Genomic DNA, 24,251 nt, shown 5'->3' with positions numbered 1-24,251 from the left:
CTTATGCCGGGGACGGGTCGTTTCCGGCGGGCGCGGGGGCGTCCACCGGCTCGTCACGGGGGTCCCGATCGCCACCGGGGACCTGCTCGTCACCGGGGCCCCGCTCGCCACCGGGGGCCTGCTCGTCACCGGAGTCCCGTTCCCCGCAGGAGCGGCGCCGCACCAAGTGGGCCGGCAGCAGGACGGACTCGGCGGGGCGGCCCTCGATCCGCTCCAGCAGCGTGTGCACGGCGGCCCGGCCCAGCTCGCGGGTGGGCTGGGCGATGGCGGTGAGCGGCGGTGCGAGGTGCGCGAACCACGGCACGTCGTCGTACACCACCAGGGCGACATCGTCCGGAACGCGCAGGCCACGCGCCCGGATCTCGTCCAGCGCGCCGAGCGCCATCAGGTTGTCGGTGGCGAGCACCGCGTCGGGCGGCTCGGGAAGGTCCAGGAACTGCCGCATCACCTTGCGCCCGCCGGTGTGCTGGAGGTCGGGGGTGGCGCCCACGCGCTCGTCCGGAAGGTCGATGCCGTGCGCGGCCAGGGCGGTGCGGAACAGCTCCAGCCGCTCCGTGCCCGTGGGGGTGCCGGCCGGGGCGACGATGATCGCGGGGCGGCGGCGGCCGTGCGCGGCGAGGTGGGCGGCGAGGTCGGCGAGCGCGCGCCGCCCGTCGGCCCGCACGCACGGGGCCTCGACGCCGGGGACCGTGCGGTCCAGCAGAACGAGCGGCGTCCCGGAGGCGACCACCTCGCTCAGCATCGCCGAACCGGTGCCCGCGGAGCTGACCAGCAGCCCGTCGATGCGGCGGTCCAGCAGCGTCCGGATGTAGTCGTCCTGCTGCTCGGGGCTCTCGCCCGCGTTGCCGATCACCAGGCTGTAGCCGAGGCCGCGGGCCTCGTCCTCGACGGCGTCGGCCAGTTCGGTGAAGAAGGGGTTGGTCAGGTCGCTGATGATCAGGCCGAGCGCGCCGGTGCGGGCGGTGCGCAGCGCGCGGGCGACGTTGTTGGGCCGGTAGCCCAGTTCCCGGACGGCCGCCAGCACCCGTTCGCGGGTCTCGGCGACCGGGCTGCGGCCGTTGAGCACCCGCGACACGGTGGCGACGGATACGCCCGCCCGGTGGGCCACGTCCTTGATGTTCGCCATGGGGTCCCTGCCGTTCCCGTCGTGGTGGGTGTATGGGTTGGGTGGGCGTCGCGGCGGGGCGCGCGTACGCCGTGGGGTGGGTGTGCCGGAGGAGCAGGTCCGGGGTCCCCGATGCGCCTGTGTAATCGTTTTCTCTTCACCTAAGAAATCGATTACATGGGGTGGGCGTCAAGACCTGGGGGGTTGTGGGGTGCGTCACAGGGGCGGGGGCGTGTTCTTTGGGCCGAGGTGGTTTCGGGGCGGGCGTGATCACCGTTTCGGACGAGTTCGGGTGCGGTTTCGGACGAACCCGGGCGCGGTTTCGGACGAACCCGGGCGCGGTTTCGGACGAACCCGGGCGCGGTTTCGGACGAGCCCGGGTGCGGTTTCGGACGAGCCCGGGTGCGGTTTCGGACGAGCCCGGGTGCGGTTCCGGACGAGCTCAGGCATGGGGAAGCGCCCCGGAGCCGAGGGGGGCGGCTCCGGGGCGCTCTCGGGGACCGGCAGCGGTGAGGGCGCTGCCGGGGCGGGGCTTGGTTGTTTACGGGGTGGGGCGTCCGCGGCGGATGAGGTAGGCGGTGCGCCCGGGGACCCGTCATGGGGCGGAGCCGCCAGGCGGGGCGCCCGGAGGCCGGTCAGGGGCCAGGGCGTCAGGCCGGGCGGGGCGCCCAGGCGGGAGGCACTTCCGTCCGCCGACAGGGCGCCGGACGCGGCCTCACGTCCCGTCACGGCAAGGGCTGACGCACCCGACGCAGGTAGACGTCATAGGTGTTGTTGGTGTCCTCCGGCACCAGCGCCCCGTACGCGTCGAAGACGAGCGAACGGCCGTCGGCGTCGACCGCCGCACGATCGCCACCGGCGCTCGGCGGCAAGGCCGTTCGCGTACGCCCGGTCCGCAGGTCCCGCACGACCCAGCCGACGCCGGAGTCCCGGTAGACCAGGTGGCGGCCGTCGGCGGTGAGTTCGCCGTGCTCCGTCGTCCTCGCCGGGTCGGCGGCATCGATCCGGCGCGTGGTACCCCGCCACAGGTCGCGCACGAACACGTTCGCCCCGTCCCCGTTGGGGTCGTCCGCGGTGATGTTGGCGGCCGGGGAATCGAACACGACGTACCGGCCGTCCGCGCTGATCCCCGTCAGCTCGGATTGGCGCTGCGAAGGACTGCCGTCGTACGGCGCGTCGACCCGGTGCACGCGTCCGGTACGCCGGTCCACCGCGTACACGTCCCGCGGGATCTTGCCACCCAGAATGGGAACGTGCGCCTGGTAGGCGACCACCCGGCCGTCGGCGCTGATCCGCGCCGAGGTGGCCGCCGTGGCACCGTCCTCCGGCGGTGCACTGACCACTTCAGTGGTGCCGGCGACACGGTCCCGCACGAAGATCCGGAAAGGTCGGCTCGGACCCGGCGTCACGGGGAAGCTACTGGCCCCGAAGGCGACGTACCGGCCATCGTGGCTGATCGCCGGGCCGTGCGCGGAAACGCCGTAGCCCTCTTCCAACCCCACGTCGACCTGCTCGGTACGCCCGGTGCGCAGGTCGCGCACGAGGATGTCGGAGACGTAACCGTGGTACGGACCCGGGGTGTTCACGTCCACCCACTCCGACCGGTAGGCCACGTACCGGCCGTTCCCGCTGATCACCGGCTCCCCCACGGAACCGCCGGGCCTCGCGTCCCCCGCGGCGATCCGCTCCAGACGGCCGCTGCGGACGTCCTTGACATAGACGCCCGCCACCTTCCCCGTCTCTCCGGGTACGAACGTCGACGCGTACGACCCGAAGGCGACGCGCCGGCCGTCCGCGCTGATCGACGGGGACGTCGAGGAGGCGTCGCCCTGCGTGCCGTCGGCGGTGACGCTGAGGCGTTCGATGGCGGGGCGTTCGTTGGCGGGGCGGGTGGGTGGCGCTGAGGGGTGATCGGACGGTGACGTGGCGACGGTCGCCGCGGGAGCGGTGGCGTTTGCCCCGGACGGATCGGCTATCGCCGGTGTCGCGGTGGCGAGAAGGGCGACGGTCCCGAGGATCGCCCCCAAGGCCGTCATGGCCGGCATCACTGTCGTCGCTGTCGTCACTGTCGTTGCTATCGTCGCCGTCGTCGCCGTCGTGCTGGAGCACCCCTTGAGGGCGCGGCGTCTGCCCGTGGTCATGCTTCCCCCGAAAGTCCGGCCCCCGGCCCTGCACCAGGGACACACGACATGACAGCCGTCCGCCCCGTGACGGGTCAATCCGCCCTTTTCCGTACAACCCGATCGCAAGATCACGCGTCCGTAGGGGACGGGTCGGTGACGGCCTCTTCCTCCGGCAGCGTTGGCCAAGGATCAAGCGCGAGTCGCGCTGTACGGCGCATGGCCCCCGTCCGACCGTCGCTCACCCTCCCTCGTCCGTTCTTCCTGACGCGGCAGCAGCAGCGGGGTCGCCAGAAGCAGAAGCCCGGCGACCGCGATCGCGACGCGGGGACTGGTGAGGGTGGCCAACAGGCCCCAGAGCGCGGTCAGACCCGCGATACCGGCCTTGCTGGTGACGGACCACGCGGACAGGGTGCGGACGATCCGGTCGGCCGGGGTCCGTTCGAGCCGGTAGGTGGCGAACACCGGATTGAACACGCCCATGCAGGCGATCAGCCCGAACTCGACGACCATGACGAGCACGAGCCCCGCGACCCCGGGGCCGACGAAGGCCAGCCCAAGCGGCCAGCACACACGCAGCACTCCAGTGGTGCGCAGCACCCCGCGCCGCCCGAACCGTTCGACGAGCCGGGGCGCCAACCGCGAGCCGATCAGGCCGCCGAGGCAGGGAACGGCGAAGGCGAGGCCGTACTGCCACGGGGCGAAGCCGAGTTGGCCGACCATGAGGACGATGAGCAGCGGCGCCGACGCCATGATCAGGCCGTTGACCAGCACTGTATTGAGGAACAGCGGGCGCAGCGCCGGGCTCGTCAGGATGTACCGCCACCCGTCGAACAGGTCACCGGCGCGTGACCGGGGCGGCTCACCGACGCGTGACCGGGACGGGGCGCCGGTCCGCACGGGACGCGGTTCCTCCCCGCCGATCCGCCAGAGGCCCAGGGCCGACAGCAGATAGCTGACAGCGTCGGCCAGCACGGTCACCACCGGGCCGAACAGCCCGAGCGCGGCCGTGCCGATCGGCGGTCCGAGCATGGTGGTGGTCCAGGTCGTGGCCTCGAACCGTCCGTTGGCGACGAGCAGGTCCTCCGGCCGCACGAGTGCCTTCACGTAGGCGCCGCTCGCCGCGTTGAAGGTGATGTCCGCCCCGGCGACGACGACCGACACCACCAGGAGTTGAACGAAGCCGAGCCACCCGAGCGCGAACGCGACGGGGACGCTCAGCAGCGCCGCACACCGGACCAGATCCATCGCGAGCATCACCGGCCGCTTGCGCCGGAACTCCACCCACGGACCGAGCGGCACCGCCACCGCCGCCCCCACCGCCGCTCCGGCGGCTGCGAGCACGGCCACCTCCGCCGGCCCGGCCCGCAGCACGAGCACCGCGATCAGGGGAAACGCGTCGAACGCGAGCCGGGTCCCGAACGCGCTGATCGCGTACGCCGCCCAGAGCCACCCGAACCGCCGCCCCAGCGACCGCCTGCCCACCATGCCCGCGCGCCCGTCCTCTCTCGCGGTCCCGTCCGGAACGGCGTTCCGTGGACCGGGGACATCAAAGCGAGCGGCACGTCCGCCGGGCAAACAACCAATTTCGGGCTTCCCACAACCGACCGTTGTGGGTGCCGGGTTCAGCTCGCCCCCCGCTTCTCCTCGACGCCGAAGGGACAGCGTGCGGACGAGGCCCGATCGAACGAAACCGACCAAGCAAAGCGGCCAGACGAACCCATCGGACACAAACGGCCGAGGGCCGCATCCCGTTCGTACGGGATGCGGCCCTCAGGGGTCTCGCGCGCCGAAACCCGGCAGGAAACATCAAGCAGAAAGCCGGAGCCCTGCCGGAAGGCTCGGAGGCCGACGACCGGAGAACGTCAGCCGAGCCGCAGCCCGGGCCCGAACCCGAATCCGACCCCAGACCCAGGCCCACATCCGAGCCCGGGCCCGAACCCGAGCCGGTCCGCGCTTACGGACGCCGCGCCTACGGACGACGCGCCCAGCCTGCCGTCAGAGAACGGTCAGCGTGACCTCGATGTTGCCGCGGGTGGCGTGGGAGTACGGGCACACCTGGTGCGCCTTCTCCACCAGGGCCTTGGCGGCGTCCGCGTCCAGGTTCGGGATCTTGGCGGCGATCTCGACCTTGAGGCCGAAGGCACCGTCGGGGGTCTTGCCGATGCCGACCTTCGCGGTCACGCGGGAGCCGGAGACGTCGGCCTTCTCCTGGCGGGCCACGACGCTCAGCGCGCCCTGGAAGCAGGCGCTGTAACCAGCGGCGAAAAGCTGCTCGGGGTTGGTGCCGGCGCCGCTGCCGCCCTGCTCCTTGGGCGGGTTGACGACCACGTCGAGCTTGCCGTCGTCACTGGCGACGCGGCCGTCACGGCCGTTCTCCGCGGTGGCGACAGCGGTGTAGACGACGTCTACGGGCTGGATGGACATGAACGATCCTCCTGTGGTTCGCCGCGACTCGCGCCCACGATCGCGACAGCTTGATGCTGAGCCTAGCGGTTTGATCCAAACAGGCGTGCGTACGGGGTGTTTCAAGGACCTGCGGAAAGCCTGCGGAAAGCCCCCAGAACGCCTGCGGAACGATGAACTCCGCTTTCCGGAGCCCCGCACGCCAACACGCAGGCGCGCCGACACGCAGGCACGCGGAACGCGCAGACCCGCGGACAGCGGGCCCGCAGCCCCGCGACCACGCAAGCACGCGCCGCGCCCGGAGCCGGGGTCGCGCTCCTCCCGGAGCCCGCCCCGGCCAACGGATCACTCGGGCAGCGTCACCAGCATCTTGCCGGTGTTCTCGCCCCGCAGCAGGCCGAGGAAGGCGTCGACGGCGTTCTCGATGCCGGTGACCGTCGTCTCGCGGTACTTCAGCTCGCCGGAGCGCACCCAGGCGGAGACCTCTTCCACGAACTTCGGCTGGAGGTCGTAGTGGTCGCCCACCAGCAGGCCCTCCATCCGGAAGCGCTTGGCGATGATCTGGGCGAGGTTGCGCGGGGCGGGGGTGGGCTGGGTGGCGTTGTACTGGGAGATCATTCCGCAGACGGCGATCCGGCCGTGCAGGTTGATCGAGGCGATGGCGGCTTCGAGGTGATCGCCGCCGACGTTGTCGAAGTACACGTCGATGCCGTCCGGAGCGGCCTTCTGGAGCTGCTCCGCGACCGGGCCGTTCTTGTAGTTGAAGGCGGCGTCGAAGCCGTACTCCTCCACCAGGGTCCGCACCTTCTCGTCCGAGCCGGCGCTGCCGATGACCCGGGCGGCCCCCTTGAGCTTGGCGATCTGGCCGACCTGGCTGCCGACCGCGCCCGCCGCGCCGGAGACGAAGACGGTGTCGCCCTCCTTGAACTCCGCCACCCGCAGCAGGCCCGCGTAGGCCGTCAGGCCCGGCATGCCGAGCACGCCGAGGTAGGTGGTCAGCGGCGCCGCCTGCGGATCGACCTTCACGGCGGACTTGGCGTTGACCGTCGCGTACTCGCGCCAGCCAAGGTGGTGCAGGACGTGATCACCCTCCGCGAAACCCTCCGCCTTGGAGGCGATGACCCGGCCGACGGCACCGCCCAGCATCGGCTTGCCCAGCTCGAACGGCTCGACGTAGGACTTCGCGGCGCTCATCCGTCCGCGCATGTACGGATCGACGGACAGGTGGAGGTTCTGAACGAGGATCTGGCCCTCGCCGGGCTGGGCGACCTCCGCCTCGCGCAGGGCGAAGTCGCGCTCCGGATCCGGCCACCCCTCGGGACGAGCGATCAGGTGCCATTCCCGGCTGGTGGTGGGCTGCGTCATGGAGGCCTCCTCGGAGCCGCCCCTCAAGCCGGGGCCTGGCTCCCCAAGTATTTCAGGTACTGAAACAATCATGCTCCTCGATATTTCATGTTGTCAAGCAACCCGCTATTCTGATGTGTATGACCCCTCGCTCGGACCCCCTGACCCTTGAGGTTGTCGAGCTGATCGGCAGCGTGGTCGCCCGCTACCACGAGGAATACGAGCAGGCCGCCTCCGAGCACGCGCTGACCGGCGCCCAGGCCCGCGTCCTGGGCCTACTGGCCCGCGAGCCGCTGCCCATGCGCCGGATAGCCCGGCACCTGAAGTGCGAACCGTCGAACGTCACCGGGATCGTGGACCGCCTGGAGGCCCGCGGCCTCGTCGAGCGCCACCCCGACCCCGCCGACCGGCGGGTCAAGCTCGCGGCCCCCACGGAAGAGGGCATCGCCACGGCCGAGCGGCTGCGCGCGTCGCTCCACTTCGCCCGCGAACCACTCGGCGAACTGACCGTCGCCGAACGCACCCTGCTCAAGCAGCTGCTGCGCCGCATGCTGGGAGAGGACGCGGCCGAGGCGGCCGAGTAGTACGGAGGACGGAGCCGAGGCGGCGGAGTAGCGCGGAGGACGGAGCCTGGACGGCGGAGCAACGGGGAGACGGAGCCGACGCGGCGGAGTAACAGGGGAACGGAGCCGGGGCGGGGAAGCTGGGACACCGGGCTTCACCCGCACACGTCCGCGTCCCCACCACACCACCGGTTCCACCGCACCCCCGGTCCCACCACACCACCCCGCCCCCCGCACCACCCGCGTCACCGACTCGACGCCCGCACCCCGCCTTCCGGCGACGACGCCACCGACGACGCCGACGACGCCGACGACGCCGAGCCCACCGGCTCCCCCTCGCCCCCCGGCTCCCCCGTCACCGCCCCGGTCCGCACCCCACGCAGCACGATCCCCGTCAACAGCGCCCCCAAGGCCATCACCACGGCGGATCCCAGCGCCACGGCGTGCATCCCATCGGTGAAGGCGCCCCGGGCGACGGCGAGCAGCGCCTCGCCCGCCCGGCCCGGCAGTTCCCCGGCCACCGAAGCCGCCCCCGCCAGCGTCTCCCGTGCCGCGTCGGCCGCGCCCGGCGGCAGTCCGGCGGGCAGGGCGTCCTGCACGCTCGCCTGGTAGACGGCGCCCCCGACGCTGCCCAGGATCGCCATGCCCAGCGCGCCGCCCAGCTCGGTCCCCGACTCCACTACGGCGGAGGCGGAACCCGCCCGCTCCGGCGGGGCGGCCCCGATGGCCAGCTCGTTGCCGAGCGTCATCACCATGACCATTCCCGCCGCGTACAGGGACGCCTGCACCAGCAGGAGCCACAGCGGCGTGTCCGGCTCCAGCCAAACCAGCGACACGAAGCCCGCCATCGAGATCAGGAAGCCGAGGACGATGACGCGGGTCCGGCCCAGCCGCCGCGCCAGCACGGTGACGGCCGGCGCGACCCCGCCCACCGCGACGGTCGGCACCACGTTCCACAGCGCCGCCTCCAGGGGGCTCATGCCCCGTACGGACTGGAGGTACTGGGTGAAGAACACCGCGAAGCCGACGAGGGCGAACATGGACAGGAGGTTCAGCAGCACCGAGCCGGAGAACCCCCGGTTGCGGAAGAGCGCGAGGTCCAGCATCGGCCGCGCGGCGGTGCGCTGGCGCCACACGAACGCGACGGCGGCCAGCAGCCCGAACACCACGCTCAGCACCGGGAACACCCCGAGGCCGTCCCGGGCCAGCTCCTTGATGCCGTGGACCAGCGGCAGCATCGCCGCCAGGGACAGCACTGCCCCGATCAGGTCGAACCGTCCGGCGGAACGGTTCTTGAACTCGGGCAGCAGCAGCGGCCCGCAGACCAGCAGCAGCACCATGGCGGGGGCGTTGATCAGGAACACCGACCCCCACCAGAAGTGCTCCAGCAGCACCCCGCTGAGCACCGGCCCGATCGCGATGCCGCTCGTCATGGCCACGGACCAGATCGCCACGGCCGTGCCGCGCTGCTTGTCGTCGTGGAACAGGTTGCGGATCAACGCGAGGGTGGACGGCATCAGCGTCGCCCCGCCGATACCGAGCAACGCCCGGGCTCCGATGAGCATTTCGGGGCTCTGCGCGTAGGCGGCCAGTACGGACGCCGCCCCGAAGAGCACCGCCCCGGTCAGCAGGAGCCGCCGCCGGCCCACCCGGTCGCCGAGCGCCCCCATGATGATCAGGAGCCCGGCCAGGACGAACCCGTAGATGTCCAGGATCCAGAGCTGCTCTACGCCGGTGGCCCCCAGTCCCTTGGTCAGGAACGGCACCGCGAAGTACAGCACCGAGACATCCATCGAAACGAGCAGACAGGGCAGCAGGAGGACGCTCAGGGCGATCCACTCCCGACGGCCCGCACGAGAAGGTTGCGCGTACGTCGTAAACGCCATGTTGGCACCGTAAACCTGACGCGCGCCCGTGCGCAAACATGCGCTCTAGTGCGGTCGTTGCTGCGACAGGTGCACTAACACCGACACCTAGTGCACTAGAGCCGTGCCGGCCGCCCCGGCACCTTGGTACGCTGCGGGCGTCATTGGTGCACTAGTACGGAGAAGCGTTGTGGGTCGCTCGGCAGTGCCGCCCTACGTTCAGATCGCCGACGAGATCCGGCGCCGGATCGCCGCCGGGGAACTGGGGGTGGGCGACCGCGTGCCGTCCACCCGCCAGATCACCCGGGAATGGGGCGTGGCGATGGCGACCGCGACCAAGGTCCTGACCGTTCTCCGTCAGGAAGGGCTGGTGCGGGCGGTCCCGGGGGTGGGCACGGTGGTCGCCGGGCCGCCACGCGGCGTTCGCCCCATGCTTCCCGCGAAGCCGGGAGCCGGGGACCCGGAGACCGGGCCCGCGACACTCCACCCCCACCCACCGAAACAGCAGGAACGGCCCGAGCCCCCGGCACGGCGCCCCCTCCCTCGCGAACACCGACGCCGCTCCGACCCGGACCAGGGCCTGAGCCGGGACCGGATCGTGCGGGCCGGCATCCGGGTGGCGGACGCCGAGGGGTTGCGGGCGATGTCCATGCGCCGGGTGGCGGCGGAGTTCGGGGTGTCCTCGATGGCGCTGTACCGCCACGTCGCCAACAAGGACGAACTCCTCATGCTGATGGCGGACGAACTCTTCCGCGAGGTCGTCCTGCCCGACCCCGCGCCCGAGGACTGGCGCGGCCGTATGGAGGCGGGCGCCCGTCTCCAATGGGACCTGTACGAACGGCACCCCTGGGTGGCGCACTACCTGACGATCACCCGGCCGCAGCCGATGCCGAACGCCATGGCGCTGGCGGAGTGGACATTGGCCCGTACGCCCGGCCTCGACCCGCTCACCAAGCTCCACATGGCCACCTCGCTCCTGACGTACGTACGAGGAGCGGCCGTCAACCTGGCCGACGACCGGGAGGCCGAGCAGGAGACCGGCATGTCCAACGAGGAGTGGATGGCCTTCATAGAGCCTCTCTATGAACGAACCGTCAGCACCGGCGCCTACCCGATGTACGCGCGCATCGGCGAGCTGGACGAGGCGGAGATCAACCTCTACACGATCTTCAACTTCGGCCTGGCCCGGCTCCTGGACGGATTCGGCCTGCTCATCGAGGGACGAGGGGGACTGGAGGGCCGGAAGGACTGAGCCCCGGCGCTCCCCGGCTCCGGCGACCGGCACCCCGCCACCGACACCCAAGGAGCGCCGGGCCGGGTATGCGAGTCACCCCGTGCCGCTTCCGTCGTCCGGACACGCCGTGCCGCTTCCGTCACCGAGGACGACCCACACGCTCTTCCGGCAGCTCCGCCCCGCCGACCGGGTCACGCCCCAGTCGGAGGCCAGCGCGGCGACCAGGAGCAGCCCGCGCCCACCCCCGTCCTCCAGCGCCGCCTCGCGCACGCGCGGCCACCCTGGCGAGTTGTCCCACACGGAGACCCGGACACTGGTCGGCTCGACCACGACCGTCACCTCCACGCGCGGGGCGCGCGTGTGGCGGACGACGTTGGTCACCAACTCGGCGACGAGCAGCCGCGCATCGTCGATGTGGTGCCGGTGCCCGGTGGCGACGAGGAGGACGCACACCCAGGCACGCATCAGCTTGGGCGCCACCGCGTCGCGCGGAGCGCGCAGCGCGTAGGGGCGGCGGACTGCGGGTGGTCGGAGGAGAGGGGCGGAGGGTGCGGGGCTCATGACAGATCTCCCAACGCGGTTCCGGCACGCGGCCCGTCCACCGTGGCGATGACCCTCCGCACGAGTGTTCAACTCCCGTACGTCCGGCTGCACTTCGGGATTACGGCGCGCCGCGCGGTACAGGGGAGACCATAGGGCACCGGAAGACACGCTTGCTACCCAATACCGAAAAGCGTGCACTGAGTAGACCAGGGTCCGCTCGCACGGAACACTGAGCACGACACCGGCAGGGAGGGCTCCGGATGCCACCGAGGGCAGTACCAAGCGCACGACAACAGCGGCTCGGCACCGAGTTGCGCAAGATGCGGGAGCACGCCGGTCTCAACGCCGGGGAAGCCGGACACGCACTCGGTGCCGACCGCACACGCATCTCCAATATCGAGGCCGGACGGGTAGGCGTCAGCGCCGAACGCATCCGCGCCCTCGCGAACATCTACGCATGCGCCGATCACGCATATGTCGATGCTCTCGTCGCGATGGCGGAAGAACGCGTCCGGGGGTGGTGGGAGGAATACCACGGTGTTCTCGCCACATCGGCCCTCGATCTCGCGGAGACGGAACATCACGCGCAGTCATTGACCGTCATACAGGTCGTCTACATCCCGGGACTCCTCCAAACCGAGGAATACGCACGCGCCCTTTTCACGCAGGCCGTTCCCGAGTTGACCCCGATAGAGGTACAGCGGCGCGTTTCCTACCGCATGAGGCGCAAGTGCATCCTTGAGCGCGAGCGTCCCACGCCCTGCACGTTCGTCATCCACGAAGCGGCACTTCGCATGTTGTTCGCGGAGCGCGGCGGCCAAGCGCGACAACTCCAGAGACTGCTGGAAATCGCCGATCAGGGCGCAGTCGCCATTCGCGTCATCCCCTTTTCGGCCGGCGGTTTCCCCAGCGCTCACACCGCCCTCACGTACGCGACGGGCCCGGTACCGAAACTGGACACCGCTTCGCTCGACACACCGCACGGCTCCCTGCTTCTGGACGCGGAAACACACCTCGAAAACTACCGCCGCATCATGCAGCGCACGCTCGCGGCGTCCCGTGATCCGAAAGAGTCGCAGGATTTCATTCGAACCATCATGAAGGAACTGTGAGGACAACGGGAATGAAAGATACCTGCTGGCAGAAATCAAGTTTCTCCAGCGACAGGGATGACTGTCTGGAATTGGGGCGACTCAACGGCACGATTGCCGTGCGCGAGAGCGATGACCCGGAAGCGGTCATCACAACGAGCACCGAAAAGATGAGGGCTTTCCTTTCGAGCATCAAGACCGACAAGTTCGATCACCTGACCTGACTTTCACGCGAACTCTATCGGGCTTTGCGGATCGAATTCAGGAGCGGCCCCTCACCCCCGAGGAAATCAATGGACTTCGTCCACAAGGTCATACACGCCGCGTGAAGGAAGAAATCATGGACGCGCGATGGCAGAAATCTTCGCTCTCCGATCAGTCCGAGGGAGGAGCCTGCGTTGAAGTAGGCCACTCGACGCACGCAGGGATTCTCCTTGTACGTGAGGGTGACCACCCATCCGCAATCATCGAGACCTCGGCCTCGATGTTCGATGGGCTGCTGGAAGGGATCAAAAACGGCGATCTTGACCTCACGCCCCGAATTTGACCCACTCGACCAAGAGCAACCGGAAGGGTGACCGGCATGGAGGAAACTGGTTGGCAAAAAGCAAATTTCTCCAGCGAGAAGGATGACTGCATGGAATTGGGACGACTCAACGGCGTCATCGCCTTGCGAGAAAGCGACGACCCGGATGTCATCCTTACAGCACCCGTGTCATCTGTCGGTGTTTTCCTCGCCGGCATGAAGGCGGGGAAGTTCGACCACGTGGACTGAGGAACTCGATCGTTTGAACGCACACAGCCCCCCGCGTCATGTATCGGGGGGCTGTTCACCGCACATCACCAACGCCCCCACGGCAGAACCGGAGCCCCCCCCGATGCCCGACCTCCCCGACCTCCCCGGCCCCCTCGCCTTCCAGCTCGTCCTTCTCCGGCGGATGGCGGACCACCAGCCCGGCCTGGTCGAGGACGCGCTGCGCGCGCTCGGGGTCTCCCGGGCCGATATGCGGGAGGCCAATCGCCGCTGGCAGGCGTGGGCGCACTCGCCGAAGTCGCGCGGCGCGCTCGCGCGCTACCGTTCGCTCCTCGGCGCCCCCGAGTCGAGCAGCACCCGCCGGATCGGCGATCTTGTCTGCGAGGCGCTCGCCTGGCCGGTCCCCCTCTGGCCCGACCTGCGGTTCGAGGTCCTGACGACGCCGCAAGGCGCCGTCTGGAACGAGTGGCTGGTCCGCGCTCCCGGCCGCCCCGCACCCGCCCTCCGCACGACCACGGACCTGAATCCCTGGTGCTGCACGGTCGACGAGGTGGCCCGCGCCTTCGCCCCGGCCCGCCCCATGGAGGGCACCGCCCCCACCCGGTGGCGCCTCGCCTTCACGGCCCCCGACCGGAACGGCGAACCCCGCCCGACCGTCGCGGAATTCACCTGGGGATTGCTGCAACGGAGCGGCGACGCACCCATGTGAAAGGCCGCCTCGCCTTGGCAGGCAACCGCAAGTCCAGAGCGCACCGCTGCCAGAGCAGAAGCACACCGCCGCCGGAACAGAACAGCCACCACACATTGCAGTCTGATGTCGCGTCCGTATATCGCTTGGTGAGCCCGAAAACGCCGACATAAAGTCACCGGCATGTCTCTACGTCTTCGTCTGCGTCAAGCACTGCCGGAAGCGATGCGCGCCCGCGACAAGGCCGCGGTCAGCGCCCTGCGCGCGACCCTCGCCGCGCTGGACAACGCCGAGGCGGTGCCCGTGGACGAGTCGGCGCCCCGCGCCGCGGCCCTTGAACACTCGCCGGTCGGGGTCGGCGTCACGGAAGCGACGCGGCGCGAGCTGAGCGAGAGCCATGTGGTGGACGTGGTGCGCGCCGAGGCCGCCGAACGTCTGGAGGCGGCGGCGCAGTTGACCGCGCCCGCCCACGCGGACCGCGCCGCGCGACTCCGCGAGGAGGCCGCCGTGCTGCTCCGATTCCTGGACGAGTCCCCTGACGCGTCCGACGCCGCGTAAGAGGCGGCACCGGGTGAGGGGCGGCGCCGCGTAAGAGGCGGCACCGGGTAAGGGGCAGCTCCGCCTCACCCCTTACCCCCCGCATCAGGCCCCAACGGCCCCACCAAAACGCCCCCTCCGCCCCGTTTTCCGCCACCTCAGACCGCGGTGTAGCCGCCGTCGACGGTGAGGGTGGCCCCGTGGATGTTCGAGGCGTCGTCGCTGGCGAGGAAGACGACGGCAGAGGCGATCTCCTCCGGCCGGCTCAGTCGGCGCGACGGCGCGCGGACCACCATCTGCTCCAGCAACTCGCTTATCCGAGCGTTCCTCTCGGTCAGCGTCGGCCCCGGGGCGACCGTGTTGACCCGTACTCCGGACGGCCCGTACTCGTCCGCCCAGGCCTTGGTCAGGGAGTGGATGGTGGCCTTCGTCGCGCTGTACAGGGCGCTGTGGGCCATGCCGATCAGGCCGTTGATCGAGCCGAGGTTGACGATGGCGCCGTGCCCGCGCTCCGCCATACCGGGTGCCAGCATGCCGGTCAGCAGGAACACGGACTTGATGTTGGTCGCCAGCGCGGCGTCGATGAGTTCCTCCGGCACCTCGGCGGTCGGCTGCTGCGGGAGGAGCATCGCGGCGTTGTTGACGAGGATGTCCACGTCCCCGGCCGCCTCGGCGAGCGCCCGGACACCGCTGCCGGTGCCGAGGTCCGCCGCCACGAACCGGGCGTCACCTCCGCTGGCGACGATCTCGGCCACGACCTTCTCGCCGCGCTCGGCGTTGCGTCCGCTGACCACGACGTGTGCCCCCTCGCGGGCGAGGGCCTGGGCGATGGCGACTCCGATGCCGTCGGTGGATCCGGTCACCAGTGCGCGTCGGCCGTTGAGGCGTGTGTTCATGTTGGTGCTCCTGAAGAGATTCGGTGGAGATGCCAACGTGGCAGGATAAAAATGGACCGGCAAGTCCAAAGGAGGAACGGTGAAGTTGACGCCGAAGGGTGCCGCGACCCGCCTGCGCATCATCGAGGGAGCCGCGGCCGTCATCCGTGAGGGCGGAGTGGCCACGACCACGCTGGACGACGTGCGTGAACACACCCACACCAGCAAAAGCCAGCTCTTCCACTACTTTCCGGGCGGCAAGGAGGAACTGCTGCTGACCGTGGCGCGCTTCGAGGCGGACCGGGTTCTCGAAGACCAGCAGCCCTACCTGGGCGAACTGACGTCGTGGTCCGCCTGGGCCGCGTGGCGGGACAAGGTCGTGGCCCGCTACAAGAGCCAGGGGCAGCGGTGCCCACTGAGCGTCCTGATGTCCGAGTTGGGGCGGAGCACGCCCGGCGCCCAGGCCGTCGTCACCGAGCTCCTGCGCAAGTGGCAGGCGGAGATCACCACCGGAATCCGCGCCATGCAGGAACAAGGCGAGGTGGCGGCAGACCTCGACGCCGACCAGCACGCGGCGGCCCTGCTGGCCGGCATCCAGGGCGGCGTGACGATCATGCTCTCCACCGGGCACCTCACCCACTTGGAAGCCGCGTTGGATCTCGGCATACGGCTATTGCGCGGCAGTCACCACGCACACACGTAGGACGCCGCGTCCGCGATCTCCTCCAGGGCAAGACGGTGCCCGCCACCGGGCGCGGCGCCCCGGCAGTCACGTGCCGGGCGCAGCCGCGTGCCGGGTTCAACCACGCGACAGGCACAACCACGTACCGGGGTTCAATCACGTGACCGGCAAGGACGTCGAAACTCGCTGGTCACTGTCCTTGTCGCGTCCATATCATCGGGTTCCCGGCGAGCCGTGTCCGCGGTTCCCTCATCCAGGAGCGATCCCCGTGAACAGCCCGCAAGCGACGACGACTCTGTGGCGGCCCACCGGCCCCGAGGAACTGGAGTTGGTGCGGGCGCTGGACTGGCGCGCCTGGCCGCCCCGGCTTCCGGAGCAGCCGATCTTCTATCCGGTCCTCAACGAGGACTACGCCGTCACGATCGCGCGGGACTGGAACGTCAAGCACGACGGTGCCGGCTTCGTCACCCGCTTCGAAGTCGAGTCCGACTTCCTGCGCAGGTATCCGGTCCAGCAGGCGGGCGGACAGACGATTCTCGAACTGTGGGTACCGGCCGAGGAGCTTGACGAGTTCAACGCTCATATCGTCGGCAGGATCGAGTTGGTGCACGAATTCCACGGAGCTGTGCAGGCCCGGTGACCCGATCGGCCGCCGGGTCCACGGGCGGGGGTGCGGCACTCGGGTCACACCCCGAACTGGCCCAAAAATCGGGCCTTTTCGTCCGACGCCCCGCCCACACCCGCCCTACGCGGCCCAGTGGCCGGGGCATACATCACCCGAATCCCCCTGCCCTGAGTAGCCTCGCAGCATGGACGGCCAAGAGCAGCAGCGGTACGCGCGGTACCGAGAAGACGCGGAGGTGCTGGCGGCGATCGGGGTGTGCGTGCAGGCGCAGGTGGATCGGGTCACCGTGCGGTTGCCGAGGGCCGTGGCCGAGGCGGCGGTGGCGGCCTGGGAGCGTGACGAGTCGGCTGAGCCGGGCGTGGAGAGCCGGGAGCAGTATGTATTGCGGGATCGGGCCGCCGAGCTGGCGTTGATCGGTCTGGCGATCTCGGAGCGTGGTCGTTGGGAGGGCGAGGAGGTGGTCGTCAGCCTGGATGTCGCCGCTGCCGGGGCTGCCGTGCGAGCGGTGCCGTAGTCGTGAGCCGGTGATCGGGCCCCGTACCGCCGACGAGGCTCATGCGAGGAGTGAACGAGGACGGACCCTGTCCTCCTTCTGCGGCACCCTGGGGGCATGACCAGCGCACCGGCCCGCCTCCTGACGCTCCTCACGCTCTTGCAGTCCGGGCGCGAGCGGACCGGTGCGGAGCTGGCCGAGCGGCTGGGCGTCAGCGCGCGCACCGTCCGCCGCGACATCGAGCGGCTGCGCGAGCTCGGCTATCCCGTGGACTCCACCATCGGCGCGATCGGCGGCTACCGCCTGGCCTCGGGCACCGCCATGCCGCCGCTCCTGCTGGACGACGACGAGGCCGTGGCCATCGCCGTCGGGCTGCACACCGCGGCGAGCGGCGCCGTCACGGACATCGCGGAGACCTCCGTCCGCGCGCTCGCCAAGCTCGAACAGGTCCTGCCCGCGCACCTGCGGCACCGCGTCACCGCCCTGCGGGAGACCACCGTCCCCCTTTACGGCCTGCTGACCGGCGGCGGTGACGTGCCCGCCACCGACCCCGGGGTGCTCTCCGCGCTCGCCGCCGCCTGCCGTCGCGGCGAGCGCCTGCGGTTCACGTACGGGTCCCGGGAGGGGGAGGTCCGCAGTCGGCACACCGAGCCGTACCGCCTGGTGAACGCCGACCAGCGGTGGTACCTGGTGGCGTACGACCTCGACCGCGCCGACTGGCGCTCCTTCCGCGCCGACCGCGTGACCGAGCCGCTGCTCACCGGCGTGCGCGCGGCGCCCGGCCGCCCGTTCCCCGCCGCCGACGCCGCGGCGTTCGTCGCCGAGTCCGTCCTCAGCCACCGCGCCCGGTACCGCGCGCTGGTCACCCTGCACACCACACTGGAGGACGCCGCCGAGCGCCTGCCGCCGGGCACCGGACTGCTGGAGCCACTGACACCGGAGAGCTGCCTGCTGCGCACCGGCGGCGACGCCCTGGACTGGCTCGCCGTCCGCCTCGGCCTGCTCGGCGTGCCCTTCGTCGTCCACGAGCCGCCCGAGCTGATCGCGTTCCTGCGGGAGCTGGGCACGCGCATGGTGAGCGCTTCGGGGGACGCGTCACGGGGCGCCTCGGGAGACGCCTCGGGGTACGTGCCACGGGACGCCTTGGGGGACGCTTCGGGAGACGGAGTGGGAGACAGCCCGGGAGACGCGTCAGTTGACACCTCGGGGGACGGCCGTGGAGGCACCCCCGGAGACGCCTCTGGGTGACGGAGCGGGAGACGGCCCGGGAGGCGCGTCAGTGGACGCCTCGGGGGACGCTCCGAAGGACGCCTCCCCCGCCTCGCCCGACCCCCCGTCCCCCGACTGGACCCCTTCAAGAGGCGGCTGACCGCGCTCGCCCGCACGATGGCCGACGAGCGACCCGGCCGGCTTCCCCTGCCGGGCCGCGCACGCGGTCCTGGCCGAACGCGGTCAGGGCGTGCACCCGGTCCTGGCCGAAAGCCGGGCAGGACCGCGGGCGGTCAGCCAGGCCGTCCGGACCCGTTCGGCCCATCGGGAGAGACCCGCCATGACCTACAGCCTGGCGCAGTTGCACCGTTGTACCGCCGCCCTCGACATCGGCGGGGCCCGTACGCGGGTCTACGTGAAGAACCTCGGGGTGGTCGTCGACGAACCGACCGTCGCGGCCGTCAACACCCGCACCGGCTCCCTGATCGCCGTCGGTTCGCAGGCCGCCATGATGGACGGCCGCACCCCGGGCCACATTCAGGTGGTCCGCCCGGTGTCCAACGGCACCATCGTGGACATCGACATGACCCAGCGGCTGCTGCGCCACCTGGTGGGCGACAAGCTCCGCCGGGCCTGGCGGCGCAAGCCCGCGATGCGCGCCGCGGTGTGCCTCCCCTACGGCAGCGAACCGCTGACCCAGCGCGCGGTCGTGGAGACGCTGAGCGGGCTCGGTGCCCGCCGGGTGGAGATGGTGGACACGCTGGTGGCGGCGGCCGTGGGCTGCGGGCTCCCGGTCGAGCACCCTGAGGCGACCATGATCGTGGTGTGCGGCGCCGGGACGACGCAGATCGCGGTGCTGTCCCTCGGGTCGATCGTCGCCGCGGAGACCGTGCCGGTGGGAGGCGACGCCATCGACCACGCCGTCGTCCAGCACCTGCGCCAGCACCACGGGCTGCGGCTGCCCAACCAGCACGTCCGGCCGCTCCACCTGATGCTCGTCGGCGACGGGGGTCCCGCGCCCGGCCCGACCGAGGTGCACGGCCGCGACGTGGTGAGCGGCCAGGCCCGTTCGGTCCTGGTGGACATCGAACGCGTCCGGCAGGCCATCACCACACCCCTGACCGCCATCCTGGACGCCATCAGCTCGGTCCTGCACCGCTGCGCCCCAGACCTGGTGGCCGACCTGGGCGAACGCGGCATCACCCTGGCGGGCGGCAGCGCCATGACACCCGGACTGGAACCGATGATCCGGCGGGCCACGGCCATGCCGGTAGCCCTCGCCGAACGGCCCGAGACCTGCGCCGTGGAGGGGCTGGGCGCCATGATCGAGGGCAAGGTGCGTCCGCTGCTGCTGGACTCGGTGGGGCGGTAGGGGCGGTAGGGGCGGTAGGGGCGGTAGGGGCAGGGCGGGGGCGTCAGGCCGCGGGATCGTCGTCACGTTCCGTGCGCCCCGCCCCGCCTCTCCCGCCCCTCACAACGTGCGCGCGTTCCAGGCCACCACCGCCGGCCGCCCGTGTTCCTCGCCCAGGACGCCCACGTGGCCCGTCTCGAACGTGAACAGCGCCCCGGCGGACGCCGGCAGTCCGAGCCGGCGCGCCGTCAGCACGCGCAGGAAGTGCGAGTGGGCCACGAGAACCACGTCGCCGCCCTCGCCCTCCCCGCCCGTCAGGTACGGCTCGATCCGCGCGAGCACCCGGTCGGCCCGCTGCCCCACCTCGTCCGGCGTCTCCCCCGGATGGCCCGGGGGCCCCGGCGCGACCCCGTCCGCGAACAGGAACCAGTCCGGTTTGGTGCGGTGGATCTCGGCGGTGGTGATGCCCTCGTACCCGCCGTAGTCCCACTCCCGCAGGTCCGGCTCGATCCGCGCGTCGGGGAGCCCGGCCAGCTCGGCGGTGCGCAGCGCCCGCCCCATGGGGCTGACGAACGCGGCACCGATCTTCCGCGCCGACAGGAGCGGGCGCAGCGCGCGGGCCTGCTCCTCGCCGTCGGGGGTGAGCGGCACGTCCGTCCAGCTCGTGTGCTGTCCGGAGCGGCTCCACGCCGTCTCGCCGTGCCGGACCAACAGGAGTTCGCTCACTTGTTCCTACGCCTGCCCGTTCTTCGACTCGTTCTCGGCGTCTTCCTGCGCCTTGGCGACGGAGGCCCGCACCTCGTCCATGTCCAGGCCGCGGGCCTGACCGATGACGTCCTCCAGGGCGGCCTCCGGGAGCGCTCCCGGCTGTGCGAACACGGCGATGTTGTCGCGGACGATCATCAGCGTGGGCACGGACTGGATCTGGAAGGCCGCCGACAACTCGGGCTGCGAGTCCGTCTCCACCTTGGCGTACACCAGGTCCTTGTGCTTCTCGGAGGAACGCTCGAAGACCGGCGCGAACCTCCGGCAGGGACCGCACCAGGTAGCCCAGAAGTTGATGAGGACGAAATCGTTGTCGGAGACGATCTCATCGAAATTGTCCTTGGTGAGCTCTACCGTGCTCATGCTTTTCCCTGCTTCCGGTTCCGGTCGGATGTCATCGGCGTGCTGTCATCGCTGTGCTGTCGTCTTGCGTGCTGTCTTGCGTGCTGTCATCGGTGTGCTGTCGCGGTAACGGGGGCACCACGGGAGGTATTCCACGCCGATCACCACGCCTCCCACGGACGTCGTCCGTCCGCCATATGGGGGTGGTGAGCGCTCGCTACCGCCCTCTGGATCTCCCCCCGTCACCGAGCTGAGCTGACGGTACGTCAGACACGGCTGACCGTACCTGCTCAAGACCGTTCCCGTCCCCCGTCCGCCGCCGCCCTCCCCGCGGACGCCCGGCGTCACGGGCCGCCCGTACGACGTGCCCGCGTCCGCGGGCCCCGATGCGTCGTGTCTGATATGTCACGCCGTGTGCCGCTCCGTACGTCACGCCGCCGGACGGATCGGCCGGTCGCCCCGCGCCTCCGGGCATCAACGCCGACACCCACCCCGCCCCCACCTCACCGGACCGGCCGCCCGGCCAAAGCCCGCCACACCCGGTCCCGACTCATCGGCAGGGCGGTGAAACGTACCCCCGTGGCGTCCCGTACCGCGTTCGCCAGCGCGGGAGGCACCGGGATGACGGGGCTCTCGCCCACAGGCTTGGCGCCGAGCGGTCCGATGGCGTCGTGGGTGTCAGCGAAAAACACCTCCGTACGGGGAATGTCCGCGAAGGCCGGGAGGTGGTAATGCCGAAACGCCGCATTGGCGACGTCACCGCTCTCGTCCAGCCGCACGTCCTCGTACAGCGCGACGCCCAGCCCCTGCGCCACCCCGCCCTCGACCTGGCCGCGGCACTGCGCCGGGTTCACCAGCCGCCCGGCGTCCGCCGCGTGCAGGCTGCGCAGGACGCGGACCTCGCCGGTCCCCGGATCGACCGCCACCCGGAACCACTGCACGTTGAACACCACCGACCGCGGCCTCCCCCCGAACCACCCCTCCCCCGTCGGCTCCACCCCGTCCCCCCGCGCCATTTCGTACAGCCGTACGAGCGACACACGCCGCCCCGCGCTGGCGCACTCCACCGCGTCCGCCGTGAGCACGCACTCCCCGCGCGCCGCGCCCAGGTGGCGGGCGCCCAGCCCGACCAGCCGGTCCGCGAGCGCACGCCCCGCACGGCACACCGCCTCACCGGCGACCATCGTCCCGGTGGAACCAAACCCCCCGGTGTCGTGCCGCACCGCGTCCGTGTCGGCCTGCCGGACGGTGATCCGGGTGACGGCGGTGCCCAGCACACCGGCCGCGAGCTGTTGCTGAGCGGTGGTGGTTCCGCTGCCGAACTCCGGCGTCCCGACGGCGAGTTCGTACGTCCCGTCGGCGCGCAGCGCGATCCGCGCGTGGGCGTGGTGCCCGTCGGCCGGACCGCTGGCCATCCCCGAGATCGCCAGCCCCTCGCCGACCAGCCAGCCGTCGGGCGCTTCGGGTGCTTCGGACGCCCTGGACGCTTCGGACGCCTCGGAGACATCGGAGGCATCGGACGCCCTGGAGGCATCGGATACCCCGGTCACCCCAGAGGCATCGGACGCCCCGGCCGATCCGGACGCCTCGATCGCCTCGGACGCCTGAGCCGATCCGGACGCCCCGGCGGTAACACCGCGCTCACCCCCCTGCCCCCCGTCCACGTCACCCCCCGCCCGGCACCGCCGAACGGCCTCCAGGCACGCGTCCAGGCCGTAGCTGGCCAGCCGCAGGTCGGGCTCCGCGTCACCGGGTTTGACCAGCGGGTCCCCGGGCCGGACGACATTGCGCGCCCGTAGGTCCAGCGGATCGATGCCCAGCCTCCGGGCCAGTTCGTCCATCGCCGACTCGACCGCGAAGGCGATCTGTCCGACGCCGTAGCCCCGGTAGGCGCCGGCCGGAGCGGTGTGCGTGTAGACGGCGAACCCGTCCGCCGTCTTGTGCGGGCAGCGGTACAGGGCCAGGCCCTCGCCGCAGCCGCGCAGCAGGACGGCCTGGCTGTGGTTCCCGTAGGCGCCGGTGTCGGTGACGACGTGCAGCGCGAGCGCCGTCAGCGTGCCGTCCCGCCGTGCGCCCACGGTGACCCGTACGGCGAACGGATGCTGGTGCGTGGTCGCCCGGAACTCCTCCTCCCGGGTCAATTCCAGCTTGACCGGCCGCCCGGTCCGCAGCGCCGCCAGCGCCACGACATCCTCGACCAGCACCTCCTGCTTCCCCCCGAACCCGCCGCCCACCCGGCCCGCGACCACCCGCACCCGCTCGGGGGCCAGCCCGAGCACCGCGCACAGTTTCCGTCGGGCCAGGAACGGCACCTGGGTGCTCGTCCGCACCACGAGCCGGTGGCCCTCGGGCGGGCTGTCCGGGGTCGGCGTGCCGCCCGGGGACCCTGCTTCGGCCGGCGGCACGGTCTCGTCCCCGAGCCCGGCCCACGGCCCATCGGCGCTCCAGGGGACGGATTCCCCGGCGGCCTCCCCATAGGGACCCCCGTCCCCAAGGGGCGCACCGGACGCCCCGCCCCCTCCCCACGGCTCGAAATACGCCACCGCCCCGTGCGTCTCCATGCTCGCCGGTTGCACCCGCTGCGTGTGGAAGGTCTCCTCGTACACCACATCCGCCTCGGCGAGCCCTCGGGCCACGTCCCCCACCTCGCCGTGCACCTCCGCCGCCACGTTGTCCGCCGGCCGGGCGATCCGCGCCTCCGGCCCCTTGGCGTGGACGACCGGCGCGCCCGGCCGCATGGCCTCGTCCGGGTCCAGTACGGCCGGCAGCACCTCGTAGTCCACCGAGATCCGGCGACAGCCCTCCTCGGCCGCCGCCTCGCTCTCCGCCACGACGGCGGCGACCCGCTGGCCCATGTGCCGCACCGTGTCGTCCAGGAGGCGGGTGTCGGCCGGGTCGGTCGCGGGGAGTTCGTGGGCGGCGGTGGAGTAGCGGCGGTCCGGCACGTCGCGGTGGGTGAGGACGAGGCGAACGCCCGGCACCCGCAGCGCCTCGGCGGTGTCGAGCGCCCGGATGCGCGCGTGCGCGTGCGGCGCGCGCAGCAGCTTCATGTGCAGCAGCCCGGGAACGTCGACGTCGAAGGCGTAACGGGCGGTCCCGGTGACCACCTCGGCACCGGCGAGCGGGGGCGCACTGCGTCCCACGGGCGCGCTCGCCCCGCTCCCAGCCACCACCCCCGCCCCTTCTTCACCCGCCCCTTCTTCACCCATCCCCCGCACCGCGTCCTCGATCGCCCGATAACCGGTACACCGGCACAGATTCCCCTTCAGGAAATGCGGCAGGTCCGAACGCCCCTCCTCCCCCAACGCCGCCGCCGTCATCACGAACCCCGGCGTGCAGAACCCGCACTGGAAACCCCGCGCCTCCAGGAACCTCCGCTGCACGGGATGCGGCGCCCCGTCCGGTCCGGCCAGCCCCTCCACCGTGGTCACCGCGCGCCCGGCCGCCCGCAGCGCCGGATACAGGCAGCTGTGGACCGGCTCCCCGTCCACATGCACGGTGCAGGCCCCGCAGTCCCCGGCGTCGCACCCCTTCTTCACGCCGTACCAGCCGCGCTCCCGCAGATACGTCCGCAGGCACTGCCCCGCCCGGGGCCGTACGTCGTAAGCCCTGCCGTTGACCTCCACCCGGAAACCCACCGCACCTCCTCGTCACCTGCC

At 71.3% G+C, this 24,251-nt stretch carries 24 protein-coding genes; 13 read left to right on the top strand and 11 right to left on the bottom strand.

Annotation, left to right across the window (positions count from 1 at the left end; translation table 11 throughout):
* Nucleotide 1 precedes the first annotated feature (1 nt).
* From ABZX96_RS11530 to ABZX96_RS11510, 5 genes are all read right to left on the bottom strand, one after another.
* Nucleotides 2-1,126: a LacI family DNA-binding transcriptional regulator gene (locus tag ABZX96_RS11530; RefSeq protein WP_355541664.1), complete on the bottom strand. Its 1,125-nt coding sequence runs from the start codon at nucleotides 1,124-1,126 to the stop codon at nucleotides 2-4.
* 704 nt (nucleotides 1,127-1,830) lie between these two features.
* Nucleotides 1,831-3,246, bottom strand: a complete 1,416-nt coding sequence (locus tag ABZX96_RS11525; RefSeq protein ID WP_355541661.1) for a hypothetical protein — start codon at nucleotides 3,244-3,246, stop codon at nucleotides 1,831-1,833.
* Between the two features lie 171 nt (nucleotides 3,247-3,417).
* Nucleotides 3,418-4,713, bottom strand: coding sequence for an MFS transporter (locus tag ABZX96_RS11520; protein WP_355541658.1), 1,296 nt, complete (start codon nucleotides 4,711-4,713; stop codon nucleotides 3,418-3,420).
* 510 nt (nucleotides 4,714-5,223) lie between these two features.
* Nucleotides 5,224-5,652: an organic hydroperoxide resistance protein gene (locus ABZX96_RS11515; RefSeq protein ID WP_355541655.1), complete on the bottom strand. Its 429-nt coding sequence runs from the start codon at nucleotides 5,650-5,652 to the stop codon at nucleotides 5,224-5,226.
* Nucleotides 5,653-5,976: 324 nt separating this feature from the next.
* Nucleotides 5,977-6,996 carry an NADP-dependent oxidoreductase gene (locus ABZX96_RS11510; RefSeq protein ID WP_355541652.1) on the bottom strand — a complete coding sequence of 340 codons (1,020 nt, stop codon included), beginning with the start codon at nucleotides 6,994-6,996 and terminating at the stop codon, nucleotides 5,977-5,979.
* A 119-nt stretch (nucleotides 6,997-7,115) separates the two neighbouring features.
* Here ABZX96_RS11510 and ABZX96_RS11505 point away from each other — a divergent pair, with 119 nt between their 5' ends.
* A complete protein-coding gene (locus ABZX96_RS11505; protein WP_355541649.1) occupies nucleotides 7,116-7,559 on the top strand; it encodes a MarR family transcriptional regulator in 444 nt (147 codons plus the stop codon).
* 224 nt (nucleotides 7,560-7,783) lie between these two features.
* On the opposite strand, the gene ABZX96_RS11500 is transcribed toward ABZX96_RS11505, so the two are convergent.
* The gene (locus ABZX96_RS11500) at nucleotides 7,784-9,424 is read right to left on the bottom strand and encodes an MFS transporter (protein WP_355541646.1); all 1,641 of its coding nucleotides are present in this window, start codon (nucleotides 9,422-9,424) and stop codon (nucleotides 7,784-7,786) included.
* 169 nt (nucleotides 9,425-9,593) lie between these two features.
* Between ABZX96_RS11500 and ABZX96_RS11495 the strand changes: the two genes are divergently transcribed.
* Complete coding sequence (locus ABZX96_RS11495) at nucleotides 9,594-10,655, top strand: GntR family transcriptional regulator (protein WP_355541643.1); 1,062 nt, start codon at nucleotides 9,594-9,596, stop codon at nucleotides 10,653-10,655.
* Nucleotides 10,656-10,730: 75 nt separating this feature from the next.
* Here the strand turns inward: ABZX96_RS11495 and ABZX96_RS11490 are convergent, their stop codons facing one another.
* Nucleotides 10,731-11,198 carry an ATP-binding protein gene (locus tag ABZX96_RS11490; RefSeq protein ID WP_355541640.1) on the bottom strand — a complete coding sequence of 156 codons (468 nt, stop codon included), beginning with the start codon at nucleotides 11,196-11,198 and terminating at the stop codon, nucleotides 10,731-10,733.
* A gap of 242 nt (nucleotides 11,199-11,440) precedes the next feature.
* On the opposite strand from ABZX96_RS11490, the gene ABZX96_RS11485 reads away from it, so the two are divergent.
* The 6 genes from ABZX96_RS11485 (at nucleotide 11,441) to ABZX96_RS11460 (ending at nucleotide 14,271) form a co-directional block, all read left to right on the top strand.
* On the top strand, nucleotides 11,441-12,292 hold the full coding sequence (locus ABZX96_RS11485) for a Scr1 family TA system antitoxin-like transcriptional regulator (RefSeq protein ID WP_355541637.1): 852 nt from the start codon (nucleotides 11,441-11,443) through the stop codon (nucleotides 12,290-12,292).
* Nucleotides 12,293-12,303: 11 nt separating this feature from the next.
* Nucleotides 12,304-12,495 carry a DUF397 domain-containing protein gene (locus tag ABZX96_RS11480; RefSeq protein ID WP_355541634.1) on the top strand — a complete coding sequence of 64 codons (192 nt, stop codon included), beginning with the start codon at nucleotides 12,304-12,306 and terminating at the stop codon, nucleotides 12,493-12,495.
* Nucleotides 12,496-12,596: 101 nt separating this feature from the next.
* A complete protein-coding gene (locus ABZX96_RS11475; RefSeq protein WP_355541631.1) occupies nucleotides 12,597-12,818 on the top strand; it encodes a DUF397 domain-containing protein in 222 nt (73 codons plus the stop codon).
* Nucleotides 12,819-12,854: 36 nt separating this feature from the next.
* Nucleotides 12,855-13,046: a DUF397 domain-containing protein gene (locus ABZX96_RS11470; RefSeq protein WP_355541832.1), complete on the top strand. Its 192-nt coding sequence runs from the start codon at nucleotides 12,855-12,857 to the stop codon at nucleotides 13,044-13,046.
* A 103-nt stretch (nucleotides 13,047-13,149) separates the two neighbouring features.
* Nucleotides 13,150-13,734 carry a hypothetical protein gene (locus ABZX96_RS11465; protein WP_355541628.1) on the top strand — a complete coding sequence of 195 codons (585 nt, stop codon included), beginning with the start codon at nucleotides 13,150-13,152 and terminating at the stop codon, nucleotides 13,732-13,734.
* Between the two features lie 204 nt (nucleotides 13,735-13,938).
* Nucleotides 13,939-14,271 carry a hypothetical protein gene (locus ABZX96_RS11460; RefSeq protein ID WP_355541829.1) on the top strand — a complete coding sequence of 111 codons (333 nt, stop codon included), beginning with the start codon at nucleotides 13,939-13,941 and terminating at the stop codon, nucleotides 14,269-14,271.
* A 137-nt stretch (nucleotides 14,272-14,408) separates the two neighbouring features.
* On the opposite strand, the gene ABZX96_RS11455 is transcribed toward ABZX96_RS11460, so the two are convergent.
* Nucleotides 14,409-15,146, bottom strand: a complete 738-nt coding sequence (locus ABZX96_RS11455; protein ID WP_355541625.1) for a glucose 1-dehydrogenase — start codon at nucleotides 15,144-15,146, stop codon at nucleotides 14,409-14,411.
* 79 nt (nucleotides 15,147-15,225) lie between these two features.
* Between ABZX96_RS11455 and ABZX96_RS11450 the strand changes: the two genes are divergently transcribed.
* The 5 genes from ABZX96_RS11450 to ABZX96_RS11430 all read left to right on the top strand — a co-directional run bounded on the left by ABZX96_RS11450 (nucleotide 15,226) and on the right by ABZX96_RS11430 (nucleotide 19,506).
* Entirely contained in the window at nucleotides 15,226-15,828 is a 603-nt protein-coding gene (locus tag ABZX96_RS11450) for a TetR/AcrR family transcriptional regulator (protein ID WP_355541622.1), read from the top strand.
* Nucleotides 15,829-16,075: 247 nt separating this feature from the next.
* Nucleotides 16,076-16,447 (top strand): hypothetical protein, encoded by a 372-nt coding sequence (locus ABZX96_RS11445; protein WP_355541619.1) that lies wholly within the window; start codon nucleotides 16,076-16,078, stop codon nucleotides 16,445-16,447.
* Between the two features lie 169 nt (nucleotides 16,448-16,616).
* Nucleotides 16,617-16,946, top strand: a complete 330-nt coding sequence (locus tag ABZX96_RS11440) for a hypothetical protein (RefSeq protein WP_355541616.1) — start codon at nucleotides 16,617-16,619, stop codon at nucleotides 16,944-16,946.
* 96 nt (nucleotides 16,947-17,042) lie between these two features.
* Nucleotides 17,043-18,173, top strand: coding sequence for a YafY family protein (locus ABZX96_RS11435; RefSeq protein WP_355541613.1), 1,131 nt, complete (start codon nucleotides 17,043-17,045; stop codon nucleotides 18,171-18,173).
* 301 nt (nucleotides 18,174-18,474) lie between these two features.
* Nucleotides 18,475-19,506 carry a rod shape-determining protein gene (locus tag ABZX96_RS11430; RefSeq protein ID WP_355541610.1) on the top strand — a complete coding sequence of 344 codons (1,032 nt, stop codon included), beginning with the start codon at nucleotides 18,475-18,477 and terminating at the stop codon, nucleotides 19,504-19,506.
* 99 nt (nucleotides 19,507-19,605) lie between these two features.
* On the opposite strand, the gene ABZX96_RS11425 is transcribed toward ABZX96_RS11430, so the two are convergent.
* The 3 genes from ABZX96_RS11425 to ABZX96_RS11415 all read right to left on the bottom strand — a co-directional run bounded on the left by ABZX96_RS11425 (nucleotide 19,606) and on the right by ABZX96_RS11415 (nucleotide 24,230).
* Nucleotides 19,606-20,211, bottom strand: a complete 606-nt coding sequence (locus tag ABZX96_RS11425; protein ID WP_355541607.1) for a histidine phosphatase family protein — start codon at nucleotides 20,209-20,211, stop codon at nucleotides 19,606-19,608.
* 6 nt (nucleotides 20,212-20,217) lie between these two features.
* The gene (trxA, locus tag ABZX96_RS11420) at nucleotides 20,218-20,613 is read right to left on the bottom strand and encodes a thioredoxin (protein WP_355541604.1); all 396 of its coding nucleotides are present in this window, start codon (nucleotides 20,611-20,613) and stop codon (nucleotides 20,218-20,220) included.
* 482 nt (nucleotides 20,614-21,095) lie between these two features.
* Nucleotides 21,096-24,230 carry a molybdopterin-dependent oxidoreductase gene (locus tag ABZX96_RS11415; protein ID WP_355541601.1) on the bottom strand — a complete coding sequence of 1,045 codons (3,135 nt, stop codon included), beginning with the start codon at nucleotides 24,228-24,230 and terminating at the stop codon, nucleotides 21,096-21,098.
* Between the last annotated feature and the right edge of the window lie 21 nt (nucleotides 24,231-24,251).

Source organism: Streptomyces sp. NPDC003077 (assembly GCF_040611095.1).
Lineage (GTDB): Bacteria > Actinomycetota > Actinomycetes > Streptomycetales > Streptomycetaceae > Streptomyces.
The sequence above is the reverse complement of the archived record's forward strand: the minus strand, read 5'-3'. Positions and strand labels throughout refer to the sequence as shown.